Annotated in this window: 12 protein-coding genes and 1 pseudogene; 8 read left to right on the forward strand and 5 right to left on the reverse strand. The window is 59.7% G+C overall.

All coding sequences use genetic code 11. The annotated features are described in order from the left end of the window. The first annotated feature begins 19 nt into the window (after positions 1–19). The 4 genes from AB1E33_RS18935 to AB1E33_RS18950 all read left to right on the forward strand — a co-directional run bounded on the left by AB1E33_RS18935 (position 20) and on the right by AB1E33_RS18950 (position 3,557). Positions 20–745 (forward strand): GntR family transcriptional regulator, encoded by a 726-nt coding sequence (locus tag AB1E33_RS18935; protein ID WP_372578829.1) that lies wholly within the window; start codon positions 20–22, stop codon positions 743–745. A 354-nt stretch (positions 746–1,099) separates the two neighbouring features. After that, complete coding sequence (locus tag AB1E33_RS18940) at positions 1,100–2,032, forward strand: bifunctional riboflavin kinase/FAD synthetase (protein WP_372578830.1); 933 nt, start codon at positions 1,100–1,102, stop codon at positions 2,030–2,032. Further along, the gene (locus tag AB1E33_RS18945) at positions 2,029–2,499 is read left to right on the forward strand and encodes a YcgN family cysteine cluster protein (protein ID WP_372578831.1); all 471 of its coding nucleotides are present in this window, start codon (positions 2,029–2,031) and stop codon (positions 2,497–2,499) included. The genes AB1E33_RS18940 and AB1E33_RS18945 overlap by 4 nt, the downstream gene beginning before the upstream one ends. Further along, positions 2,499–3,557 (forward strand): threonine aldolase family protein, encoded by a 1,059-nt coding sequence (locus tag AB1E33_RS18950; protein WP_372578832.1) that lies wholly within the window; start codon positions 2,499–2,501, stop codon positions 3,555–3,557. The genes AB1E33_RS18945 and AB1E33_RS18950 overlap by 1 nt, the downstream gene beginning before the upstream one ends. A 9-nt stretch (positions 3,558–3,566) precedes the next feature. Here the strand turns inward: AB1E33_RS18950 and AB1E33_RS18955 are convergent, their stop codons facing one another. After that, complete coding sequence (locus AB1E33_RS18955) at positions 3,567–5,144, reverse strand: FMN-binding glutamate synthase family protein (RefSeq protein WP_372578833.1); 1,578 nt, start codon at positions 5,142–5,144, stop codon at positions 3,567–3,569. 511 nt (positions 5,145–5,655) lie between these two features. Between AB1E33_RS18955 and AB1E33_RS18960 the strand changes: the two genes are divergently transcribed. Next, entirely contained in the window at positions 5,656–6,024 is a 369-nt protein-coding gene (locus tag AB1E33_RS18960) for an MFS transporter (protein WP_372578834.1), read from the forward strand. A 21-nt stretch (positions 6,025–6,045) separates the two neighbouring features. On the opposite strand, the gene AB1E33_RS18965 is transcribed toward AB1E33_RS18960, so the two are convergent. Continuing rightward, positions 6,046–7,101, reverse strand: coding sequence for an OmpA family protein (locus AB1E33_RS18965; RefSeq protein WP_372578835.1), 1,056 nt, complete (start codon positions 7,099–7,101; stop codon positions 6,046–6,048). 225 nt (positions 7,102–7,326) lie between these two features. On the opposite strand from AB1E33_RS18965, the gene AB1E33_RS18970 reads away from it, so the two are divergent. Further along, positions 7,327–8,832, forward strand: a complete 1,506-nt coding sequence (locus tag AB1E33_RS18970) for a caspase family protein (RefSeq protein ID WP_372578836.1) — start codon at positions 7,327–7,329, stop codon at positions 8,830–8,832. A gap of 39 nt (positions 8,833–8,871) precedes the next feature. Here the strand turns inward: AB1E33_RS18970 and AB1E33_RS18975 are convergent, their stop codons facing one another. The 3 genes and pseudogenes from AB1E33_RS18975 to AB1E33_RS18985 all read right to left on the reverse strand — a co-directional run bounded on the left by AB1E33_RS18975 (position 8,872) and on the right by AB1E33_RS18985 (position 10,436). After that, positions 8,872–9,066, reverse strand: coding sequence for a hypothetical protein (locus AB1E33_RS18975; RefSeq protein ID WP_372578837.1), 195 nt, complete (start codon positions 9,064–9,066; stop codon positions 8,872–8,874). An 88-nt stretch (positions 9,067–9,154) separates the two neighbouring features. Further along, positions 9,155–9,439, reverse strand: a pseudogene (locus tag AB1E33_RS18980) (integrase core domain-containing protein); the annotation flags it as partial. A gap of 127 nt (positions 9,440–9,566) precedes the next feature. Beyond that, complete coding sequence (locus AB1E33_RS18985; protein WP_372578838.1) at positions 9,567–10,436, reverse strand: LysR family transcriptional regulator; 870 nt, start codon at positions 10,434–10,436, stop codon at positions 9,567–9,569. A gap of 129 nt (positions 10,437–10,565) precedes the next feature. Here AB1E33_RS18985 and AB1E33_RS18990 point away from each other — a divergent pair, with 129 nt between their 5' ends. After that, positions 10,566–11,426: a HalD/BesD family halogenase gene (locus AB1E33_RS18990; protein WP_372578839.1), complete on the forward strand. Its 861-nt coding sequence runs from the start codon at positions 10,566–10,568 to the stop codon at positions 11,424–11,426. Between the two features lie 11 nt (positions 11,427–11,437). After that, the gene (locus AB1E33_RS18995) at positions 11,438–11,986 is read left to right on the forward strand and encodes an isochorismatase family protein (RefSeq protein ID WP_372578840.1); all 549 of its coding nucleotides are present in this window, start codon (positions 11,438–11,440) and stop codon (positions 11,984–11,986) included. Positions 11,987–12,270 lie beyond the last annotated feature (284 nt).

Genomic DNA, 12,270 nt, shown 5'->3' on the forward strand with positions numbered 1-12,270 from the left:
TAGTATCAGATGAGGCTCCATGACCCCGACACCAGACATCGACATGACCCGGCTCAGCCCCTCCGGCGCGCAGGACGGGCCGTTGTCGCAACAGGTCTATCGGGCGCTGAGACAGGCAATTCTGTCGCTTGAGTTTCCACCCGGCGCAGTGTTGCGCAAACCCGCGATATGCGCGCGTCTGGGGGTGTCGCGCGCACCGGTCTCTGACGCGATCGCGCGGCTGTCGGAAGATGGGCTGGTCGAAGTGATCCCGCAATCGGCCACCCGCGTGGCCCATTTCTCGATGCCGGAAATCCGCGAGGGCGCGTTTTTGCGCGAGGCGCTAGAATTGGCGGCAGTGTGCAAGGTGGCGCAGGACCGCACCGAAGAGCAGTTACAACAGCTCAACCGCACGCTGCGCCTACAGGCGCTGCTTGCCGAGGATGGCGATTTCCGGGGTTTCTACGAGACGGATGAAACCTTTCACGCCCTGCTCATGACGTTCACCGGCTTCGCCCGCCTGACGGATGTGGCGCAAAAGGTCTCGCTGCAGGTGACCCGCGCGCGGATATTGCTGCTGCCGTCGCCGGGCCGAATGGCCGAGACGCTGATCGAGCACCGCGCCATCTTCGAGGCGATCCGCGGCCGCGATCCGCAGGCCGCGCAGGACCGGATGCGCTGCCATCTTGGCCAACTCATGCCCCGGATCGCGCAGCTGGCCGAGGACCGACCCGAACTCTTCGCACCGCAGGCCCGGAAGGGCTGATGATCTTTGACGAGGCTGTTCGTCCGCCCAAACAATCGCCCTTGCCCGCCACCGGCAAAGCCGGGGCGGTTGAACCCGTCAGGGCATCAAGTTTGGGGTGATATCGGTGGCGCCACCAGGTGCGGAGATCGGAAACGAGGCGTCACCCCCGCTCGGCCAACCGGTCGGTCGAGACCCCTGCCAAAGGGTCCAGTTCCACGTCTGTTGCGACACCCACGTCCCCGAGGGGCGCAGGTGAAGGATCGATCGCCACCACCCTGCACCAGCCACGATTTGCATAACGTAACCCGGGCGCGCGTTGCACCGCCAAACCGTGCTTGAACCGACCCCGCTCTGCTTGTACGGATGCGGGTTATGCACATTATTCGGGATCATCAGTTCGTTACCCCAGAAGATCGCGGCGCGAGCGTTGCGATCGGCAATTTCGACGGGGTGCATCTGGGCCATCAATCTGTCATTGCCCAGACCCGCGCCGCAGCCCCCGATGCGCCGCTGGGCGTGCTGACGTTTGAGCCGCATCCACGCGAATATTTTGCCCCCGCCGCGCCGCCATTTCGCCTGATGCGCCCCAATTCGCGTACTCACCGGCTGGAGAAGCTGGGCGTTGAGCGGCTCTATGAGCTGAACTTCAACGCTGGTCTCGCTGGACTCTCACCCGAAGAGTTTGCCCGCAACGTGCTGGCCGAAGGGCTGGGCCTGCGCCACGTGGTCGTGGGGTCCGATTTCTGTTTCGGCAAGGGCCGCAGCGGCAATGCCGACGATCTGGTCCGGTTCGGGGCGGAACTGGGCTTCTGTGTCACCATCGCCCGGCTGATGGCGCATTCCGACAAGGTCGTGTCCTCGACCGCGATCCGCGAGGCACTAAGCCGCGGCCAGCCCCGCGACGCCGCCGCAATGCTAGGCCACTGGCACCGGATCGAGGGCGAGGTGATCGGTGGCGAACAGCGCGGGCGCGAACTGGGCTATCCCACCGCCAACATGTCGATGGATGGGCTGCACCTGCCGAAATTCGGCGTCTACGCGGTGTTGGTCGATGTGCTGGATGGGCCGCATTCGGGCAGCTATCACGGCGCAGCTTCGGTCGGGGTGCGGCCCATGTTCGATGGCGAGAAACCCAATATCGAAACCTTCCTGTTCGATTTCTCGGGCGATCTTTATGGCACGACACTCTCGGTCGGACTGGTCGCCTACCTGCGCCCCGAATTGAAGTTCGACGGGCTGGATGCCCTGATCGCGCAAATGGACGGGGATTGCGCGCAGGCGCGCAGCATCCTTACGGCGCTATGAGCGATCCGATCGACCGAAAGGGGCTGGCCACCCGGTTCTGGGAACGTAAACCGCTCACCAAACTGTCCCAAAAAGAATGGGAGGCGCTGTGTGATGGCTGCGGCAAATGCTGCCTGAACAAGCTGGAAGACGAAGACAGCGGCGAGGTCGCCCTGACCCGCGTTGCCTGCCGTCTGCTGGACGATGACAGCTGCCGCTGCGCGCAATATGACATCCGGCATCAGTTCGTGCCCGAGTGCATCGTGCTGCGCCCCGACAATCTGGACAGCCACGCCTATTGGATGCCTCAGACCTGCGCCTATCGCTTGCTTTGGGAGGGCAAGCCTCTCTACGATTGGCATCCGCTGATCTCGGGCACACCCGACAGCGTGTACAAGGCGGGCGTCTCGGTGCGCGGCTGGACGGTATCCGAATTCGAGACCCCCGAAGACGAATGGGAAGACCATATTATCGAGGAGCCGACCTAGTGTTTTTTGCCTCTGACAATTCCGGCCCGGTTCATCCAGAGGTCCTGCAGGTGCTGGCCGAGGCCAACCAAGGCTATCAGATGGGCTATGGCGTCGATGATCTGATGGATGAGGTCCGCGACCGCATCCGAACCCTTTTCGATGCGCCCGACGCGGCGGTCTATCTGGTGGTCAACGGCACCTCGGCCAACGCGCTGGCGCTGGCGACATTAGCCGATCCCTGGCAGACGGTGTTCTGCACGCCTGTCTCTCACATCCACCGCGACGAATGCAACGCGCCGGAGTTTTACAGCGGTGCCAAGCTCACGCTGGTCGAGGGCGACGACAAGATGAACACCAAGGCGCTGCGCGCGGCCATCGAAGCCGAGGGCAATCGCGGCGTGCACGGGCCGCAACGGGGGCCGGTCTCGATCACTCAGGTGACCGAATGCGGCACGATTTATAGGCTGGATGAAATCCGCGCATTGGGCGACATGGCGCAGAGTTATGGCCTGCCGCTGCATCTGGACGGCGCGCGCTTTGCCAATGCGCTGGTGGCGCTTGGCTGTTCCCCGGCCGAGATGACGTGGAAATCCGGCGTCGACGTGGTCAGTTTTGGCGGTACCAAGAACGGGCTGATGGGGGTCGAGGCGGTGGTTCTGTTCGATCCCGCCAAGGCGCAGGAGTTTGAGCTACGCCGCAAGCGCGGTGGGCACCTGATGTCGAAACACCGCTACCTGTCGGCACAGATGGCGGCCTATCTGCGCGACGACCTCTGGCTGAGCTCGGCGCGGATGGCCAATGACAATTGCACCCGTCTGGCGGACGGGCTGCGTGCGGCGGGGGCTACGTTCATATATGAGCCACAGGCCAACATGATCTTCGCCCGCCTGCCCCGCCACCTCCACCGCCGCCTGATTTACGCGGGCGCGGTCTATCACATGGAGGGCGAAGAGCTGGACGGCCCGGACGAGAACGCCCTGCTGAGCTGCCGCCTTGTCTGCGACTGGTCGATGCAACAGGCCGAGATCGACCGGTTCCTGGCGCTGGTCTCGAACACGGCCTCTGCGGCGGGCTGACCCCGCCCGTCAGAACCGCTCAACCGAGGCGCGCGCCCAGTCGGCGGCAAACTCTGGCGGGATTTTCTTGCCCAACAGTGCGCCCTCGTCCAAGTGGGCGTAAAGCCCGGCATAGCTTTCTTCGCGCTCATTGGCGTTTCGGCGGCGGATGTCGACGGGGCCAAGCTCGGCGACTTTCTCGCGCCCCATCGCACCCAGCAACTCGCGGAAGCTTTCCAATGTGGCATCGTGAAAGCGGCGCACCCGAATCCGTTTCTGCGGCACGTTGACTGCGCGGGCACGCACCGGGTCCTGCGTGGCGATGCCGCTGGGACAGCGGTTGGTATTGCAATGCAGCGCCTGAATGCAGCCCACAGCAAACATCATGGCACGCGCGCAGTTGCACATATCGGCCCCCAGCGCGAATTTCTCGATCAGATCGTACCCTGTCGCCACCTTGCCCGAGGCGATCACCCGGATCTTGTCACGCACCCCGATGCCGCGCAGGCAGTTGTTGACAAAGATCAGCGCTTCGTTCAGCGGCACGCCCAGCCGGTTGGTATATTCCACCGGGGCCGCACCGGTGCCGCCCTCGGCCCCGTCCACGGTGATGAAATCGGGCAGGATACCGGTGTCCAGCATCGCCTTGCAGATGCTCATGAACTCCGATCGGTTGCCGATGCACAGCTTGAACCCCACCGGTTTGCCACCCGACATCTCGCGCAGGTGCTGGACGAAGCGCATCAGCCCCTCGGGGCCATCAAAGGCGGAATGCGCGGGTGGTGAGATCACGTCCTTATGCGGTTCGACCCCCCGGATTTGGGCAATCTCCTCATCGACTTTGGCGGCGGGCAAGACGCCACCATGCGAGGGTTTTGCGCCTTGGCTCAGCTTGATCTCGATCGCCTTGACCACGTCCTTGCCGGCCTTTTCGGCAAACAGGTCCTTGTCAAACCCGCCTTCCTTGGTGCGGCAGCCGAAATAGCCGGTGCCGATCTGCCAGATGATGTCGCCGCCCTCGGCCAAGTGATAAGGGCTGAGCCCGCCCTCGCCGGTATTGTGGGCGAAACCACCATCCCTGGCCCCCCCATTCAGCGCCCGGATTGCATTGGAACTGAGCGCGCCAAAGCTCATTGCCGAGACGTTGAGACGCGAGGCCAGATACGGCTTGTCGCATTGCGGCCCGCCCAACATCACCCGCTCTTCCGCGGGATCAACCTCTTTGGGCGCAAGCGAGTGGTTGGTACTGTGATAGCCCACTTTCTGCAGATCGAACTGGGTGCCGAAAGGCAGCGTATCAGCCTGCCCCTTGGCCCGTGAGTAGACCAGCGCGCGGGTGATCCGGTTGAAGGGCCGCCCGCTTTCGTTGGTTTCCACGAAATACTGCCGGATCTCGGGGCTGACAAATTCCAACGCATAGCGGAAATGGCCCAGAACCGGGTAATTGTTCAGAACGTTGTGCCGTGTGGTCGTCAGATCGTAGAAACCCACGATGATATAAGGGATCACGAGGACCAGCAGCCAATAAGCCGGCGACCAGAGCCATCCCAGCAGCAGCGTCAGAGGCAGGCCCAGCAGCGCCACAGCATAGTATATCTTGCGTACCATTCATCCGTCCCTTGTTACGTGGCAAGGCCCTTAGGGCCGCTGCGATACCGGCATTACAGGGGCATCGTTACGTGTAAGTGTCAGATTGGCAACAGGATCGGGCCGAAACGGCCTGCGTAAGTCGTCGGCGCCCCAAAACCGTTATTTCCGGCGCAGCCCCGCGAGAACGAGGTATCCAGGCGCCCCGAACAGAAACGCCGCCATCACAAACCATATCAGCGCATAAGACACGTGGGTGTTACGAAACTTGAGCCGGGTCAGCCCGTTGGCGGCCAAGCCGACGGCCCGCCCGAGGGATCGGCATCAACAAAAGACGGCGCGGTCCTGCCCAATCCAACCGCCCGCGACCCGCACCTTGGACAGGATTGCCCAAATCAGGACTCAGGTGAGTTGGACGCGCGAATAGACCCCGATCCAGATCAAGTCGAAGAAGTGTCAGAACAGGCTCAGTCACATCGCCCGGCGCATGTTGGCCGGGGTCAAACCATGTTGAGACAGTTGGATCAGCAGCATGATGAGCGAACGGATGGTAGTTGCGATCAGCACCGGCCTGATCATTGCGCTGAGCTTCCTGATCGACACACTGAACAGCGCGCCCGCGATCTTTATCGTGTTCGGCTTCGTGGTGCTGGGGCTGGCCTATGGACAAGCCAGCGCCATTATGGGCAACAGGTTAGCCCCCGAATATCGCTATTCCGACACCGCGATGGCCACCAACCTGTCCTGGATCACCGGCGCCGCTTTTGCACCGCAGATCGGGCTTGGCCTGACCGTGGCATTCGGCCTCTCTGCTTCGGCCCTGTATCTGATTTCGGGCGTGGTCGTGACCTTCTTTGCGCTCTACCGGTTGAACCGCCTCAAGGCCGCGCATGCGGGTTGACGCGTCAGCTTTGGTGTCGCTCTAATTCACCGGCACGAACTCGATCCGCCGGTTGCGGCGCTTGCCCTCGGCGGTGTCATTCGACACCACGGGCCGGCTTTCGCCATACCCAACCGTGATCAGCCGTTCCGACCCGATCCCCTGCGCGACAAGATAATCGGTCACCGCCTGCGCCCGCCGTTCGCTGAGCGCACGGTTCGCCGCGTCAGAGCCGTCGCGGTCGGTATGGCCGCCCACCTCGATCCGCAGATCGGGGCAACGGCTGATGATGTCGTGCAGATTGGACAGGAGCGGCAGCGAGGCGCGGTCCAGCCGGGCGCTGCCCGAATTGAAATAGATGTTGCCGGTGCGCGACAGAATCTCCATCCGTCCGACACAGGCCTCGCGGTCCAGATCGCCCTTTGTCTCAAGCGCGGCCGCGCCCGGAGTGGCAGCGGCCAGAACCAGCTTGGGCTGGGTGCCGGGGCGTGCGCGATCAAAGACAAAGCCGAAACTGACAAAGCCGAAGGGCAGGATATCGACGTCAGCGGCCTCCTGCAGCTTGCCGCGCCCCTCTTCCAGCGCGAAATCGGTCAGCGGAATCGCGATGGGCGCGGTATTGGCCACCGCCACGCGATCATTATCGACCAGCGTGATCGCCACCTGCGCAGTGCGCTCCTGCGTGACGCCGTGCAGGTTCATGGTATAGGGCAGATCAATTATCTTGTGCCGCACGTCATGCAGATCGGTCAGTTGGTCAGCGGGCAATTGCGTGGTGATCACCGCCTCGGGGAAGTTGAAGGTCTCGAAGAAAAGGAAACGCATCCGCACATTGCGCAGGTCGATCTTGGTGTCGACGCTGTCAAGCTGCACCCGGATCTCGGCCGCGCCGTTTTCGTCTATCACGCCGGAAAAGCTTGCAAAGCCGCTATGTTCGGCTTTGGAGTTCTTCTTGACCGACAGAAAGCGCAGCTCCGAGGCTTCGGCATCCAGCTCCCAGCCATGCTCGAAAGGATCAGCGCTTTGGGCCAAGGCGGCGGTTCCCAGCAGGAGGCCTCCCAATGTCAGAGCTGTGCGAAACGCGGATATGGCCTGCATGGTCACCTTCCCGTAAAAGTTGAGACTGATTCAGGGATAAGTCAGGTGAAGGTCACAATAAAGCCTAAAAGGCGGCGTTAAGGTGAATGTATTGGGCAATTCACCAGGATTTGCCCCTGTCCTGATGGCATCCGCCCCAGGCCCGGACGCCTTTGCGCACAGCCGGTCCGGGAACTTCCGGTTGCAACTACAGGGAGGGGCATTCATGGTTGTCGGGGCATGAAAATGGAACAAAAATTTATCCGCACCCTGCGGGTCATCACGGCTTTGCTGTTGCTGGGCTGGACCGGGTCTGCGCTTGCCGACCCGCGCATCGCGCTTGTTATCGGCAATTCCGCTTATGGAACGGTCACCGCGCTGGACAATCCGGCAAATGATTCGCGTCTGATATCCAAAAAGCTGGAAAAGATGGGGTTCGATGTCCGGCTGCTGACCGATAGCAACCAGGTCGAGATGAAACGCGCCATCGCCCAGTTCGGGCGCGACCTGCGCCAGGGCGGCGAAGAGACCGTTGGCCTGTTCTTCTACGCCGGGCATGGGGTGCAATCCTTTGGGTCGAACTACCTGTTGCCGGTGGACGTGTCGTTGAGCGATCCAGCCGATCTGGACCTGATGGCGGTCGAGGCGCGGTCGGTCCTGCATCAGATGGCCTCGGCCCGCAACAAGACCAATATCGTCATTCTGGATGCCTGCCGAAACAACCCGTTCGAAGAACTGGCGGATATGGATGACAATGGACTGGCCGAGATGAAGGCACCCACCGGCACTTTCCTAGCCTATGCCACCAACCCCGGCGGGGTCGCGCTGGATGGAGATGCAGGAAACAGCCCCTTCACGCAGAGCCTTGCGACCCATATCGAAGAACCCGGTATGCCGATCGAACAGTTGTTCAAGACCGTGCGCGTTGATGTGCTGTCACAAACGCGCGGGCTGCAGACACCCTGGGACACCTCGTCGCTGACGCGCGAGTTCTCGTTTTCGCCGCAGCAGACGCCGGTGCCGAGCTTTGAGACCGAAGATCTTGCATGGGGAGCGATCAAGGCCTCGGAAGACCCAGTGCAGATCATGCTGTTCCTACGCGCCTTTCCCGACAGCCGATACGCGGATCTGGCGCGCGAGCGGCTGCAACAGGTGATGTCGAACTCGTTCTCCAAAACCCTCACCGATCCCGAACCGGCACCGGAGGCACCGCAGGTCGCTGTGATTCAGGACCCCGCGTCCGAGCCTGCCGAGGTCAACGACACCGAGCGGCTGATGTTTGATCTGGCCGCCTCTGACAACACCATCAATGCCTACAAGACCTATCTTGACAGCTATCCCGGCGGCGCCTTCGCCAATCAGGCCTCGGAACGGGTCGCAGCACTGGAGCTTGAGGCCCAGACTGTGACGCGCAAGGCCGAGGCGCAGGCAGAACCGACCGCCTCGCAACCCGGCGAGGTGGTCACGCTCAACGGCAGGCTGACCTTTGGTAATGACCGGATACGGGGCAAGACCATTGCCGAACTGGTGCGCGGCACGCCACATTTCCCTCCGATCGAAGGGCTGCCCGAGGCGATGTGGAAGGACCAGACATGTTCGGGTTGCCATCAATGGACGCCCGAGGCGCTGTGCACCCAGGCGCAAACCTATGCCGCCAACCCGTCCTCCGAAAAGGTCGAAAAGTCCCATCCCTATGGCGGGGATTTCAAGGTCAACCTGCGCAGTTGGGCCCAGGGCGGCTGTCTGGAATAAACCACGCAGCGGCACTGCAATGGGTCAAATGCACGCGATTCACCTTGTGATCTGAGGTAGAGGATAGACGCCTTTCTCCCGCGCCCGTTCGACGGCGATGGCGCGGCCATATGCGCGGCCGAGCAGGTCGAGGCGCAGGGTATTCCGGGGCGCATCCTGACGCAGAATCTGGCCACCCGCCAACAGCACCACGCTATCGGTGCACAAACCAACGACGAAGAATGTGAAATTCAAACCCGCAAAATCTCGTCATTAATGAGGGAGCCTCGGGGGGAAGGTCATATGAGATGTCTCCTATTGCTTCCACAGTGCTTCCAGTTGATCAGCCCCAGCCAAGTGGTCCACATTGTATGTTCGTGCATGATTGCCTTAGTTCCATCGCAACGATGGATTCTGGTACCGGTGGTCGGTAGCCCAGAGCACTGTAGGGTCGTTTGGTATTGAAGTGTTTCCTCCATTGTTCGATCAGGATTTGTGCCACCCGCAAGCTGTAGAAGACCTCGCCATTGAGCAGTTCATCGCGGAGCCGGGCATTGAAGCTTTCGCAATATCCGTTCTCCCTAGGTGATCCTGGCTCGATGTAAGCGGTCTTGGCACCTATGGCTGCATTCCGTGATTAGCAGACACTCACGGTTCCAACATGAAGTGGTAATATGCCGGACTTTGCAGGTATCTAGTTACAGAAAGGAATATCCGGTTCGAAATGTATCAGTATGTGATTGCAGAAAGCGTTCCTAAAACTGGTGACCTAACCACGCCTCAAATTCTTTGACATGCGTCTGGGCGGCATCACGGTGTTCTGTTTGAACTAGATAATGCGCATGTCCAAATTCTTTGGGCTCACCGACGATACGAATTTTTTGCCCGGATTGGATCGCTTGCCGGGCAAATCTCTCTATGACAACAGCATAGCCAAGTCCCGCTGCAACCATTTCGATTGCGGCGGTTGAGGTGTCAGTGATTAGACGCCCGGCGGAGCTTTCATACTTCAACCCATAGGCAGACAGATACCGCGCCCAATGGTCGTCGAACCCCATAATATGGATTGGCGAATGCCGCAGAAGGTCGTCGGGTAAATGTATCGCCTGGCCGGACCCGATGTCGCAGATAGGAACAATCATCTCTGCCGATAACAATTGCAGATCCGGTCTCGCACTCTCTTGTGAGGCGAGGATGATGTCGACATCGACAAGCTGTTGGTCCGAGGGGCTTTTCCAGATGGAAGTCACCATTTTGACGCCAGTATCAGGATGGCTGAGCATGAAGTCATTGAGCCGCGCTGATAGCCATATGATAAATGCCATAGAGGCACGTACCGTGATTGTACGTGTCTGGCGCGGCCCAAAAAGACCTGTGGTCGACATGTCCAAAATATCCAGCGCCTCTCGCACGGTCAGCTGATAAGCCTTGCCCGCATCGGTCAATTGCAGGCTTTTGGGGCGACGAAGAAACAGCTTAGCGTCCAGCTGAATTTCAAGCGCCTTGATATGTTGGCTGACGGCGGTTTGAGTCAATCCAATTTCACGGCTGGCTGCAGTGAAACTCAGCAGCCGCGCAGCCGCTTCAAAACTGCGCAGCCAGTTGAGATTCAGGTTTTCACGCATCGACTATCCATAAATTTTTTATGTTCATGAGAAGGTATTATTTCGTTTTAGATGCTCACGTCGCTCGCGCATAGTGTCTTCGACGATTCCGCCTTCCAAGCATTTGCACCCAATCGCAAGGACTTCGCCATGACAGACACGCGCCAGTTGCAACACGAACCTGCCCTAGATCTCATAGACCTTGACCGATATCCCATTGCGGATCTGGACAGTGGAGATGGGGCGGAATTTTTGACCGAATGCCAGCGCCACATGGAAGAAAACGGCTGGTGCAATCTGGCTGGGTTTGTCCGCACCGAGGCGCTGGAACAGTTGAATGGCGAGGCCAATGATCTTTTACCGACTGCCGAAGTCCTGCATGTAAAACGCAATATCTATCAAGGCGCAATAGACCCTTCATTGCCAGAAGACGACCCACGGCGGAAAGAGTTCACGCATACCGCGGTCCAGCTTGCTGATGATCAAATACCTGCGGCGACTCGTCTCAAACAGCTTTACCACTCCGAAATTTTGACGGATTTCGTGCGTCGGGTTCAAAAAAAGGACCAACTCTACCACTGTGCTGACGAGTTCCAAGCGCTCAATGTAGTCGCGCTGCACCCAGAAAGCTGGCACGCTTGGCACTACGACACGACGGAATGTACTGTGACCCTGTTGCTACAAGCTGCGGAGACCGGTGGCGATTTTACATTCCTTCCAAATTCGCGCAACGATGACGGTGAGGATCGTGAGGCCGTTGACCGGCTGCTGGCGGGCGACATGTCTCATGCTCAAACATTTTCGCGCGGCGCAGGTGCGTTCACCCTGTTCCGGGGCGGCTATTCGCTGCATGGCGTGACCAAAGTCGAAGGTTCACAGTCACGTATCTCTGCAATCATGACATATGATGAAAAGCCAAATCGCGTAATTGAAGACGAAATCAACATTCGCATTTACGGCAAACGGGTGGAAAACATACTGGCCAACCGCAAAGCTGCGGCAAACGCATAGGAGTATTGAGGATGAAAACCGCATTATTGGTGATTGATGTGCAGATGGCGTTGGCACACGTAGATGCCGCTGCCGCCGGACGATCCTGCCCCGAGGCAGAGGGCAACATCGCTCTGCTCTTGGAAAAATTTCGCAGTGCAGGAGATACAGTGGTACATGTTCACCACCACGGTACAGACCTGGACGATCCATTCCATCCCGACGCCGCCGGATCATCGGCGCAACCCATTGCGGCTCCAACACCGGATGAGCCCGTGGTCGTCAAAACCGGCAGCAGCGGGTTCGCGGGAACCTCACTGCAGGAAATCTTGCAGGATGCAGGTATTGAACGCGTCGTCACATGCGGCGCCACCGCCAACCATTGCGTTGAATCGACTACTCGCAGCGCCGCAGATTTAGGATATCGGCCTATTTATGCCTCTGACGCGGTCTGGACCTATGACATTACCGGACCAGATGGCGTGCATCATAGCGCAAACCAGGTACATTCAGTCAGTATGGCAACCCTTGAAGGCGAAATAGCGTCGGTAAGAAAAACCCATGAAATACTGATGATGTAGAGTTCAGCATCCTGAGCCTCCCCCAAAGAAGAGGTCCGCCCCTATGTTCAGGAAAGCGGAGGGCCACAGATGGCAACGAGGAGGCCAAAGCCCGAAGAGATTGTCGTAAAGTTACGGCAGGTTGAGGTGCTGGTGGGGCAAGGCATGCCTCGAAACAGCACCAATCTGCGGAACTCATCAATATCCTAAGCAGATGCCCCAAAAGGCAGAGTGCGCCAGATCAGGAAATCTGGCGCACTCAATTGTTTATATGGACAAGGGCTAACGGGATTTTGGGCGCTAAT

Origin of the sequence: Ruegeria hyattellae (genome assembly GCF_041537925.1) — a bacterium.
Classification (GTDB): domain Bacteria; phylum Pseudomonadota; class Alphaproteobacteria; order Rhodobacterales; family Rhodobacteraceae; genus Ruegeria_C.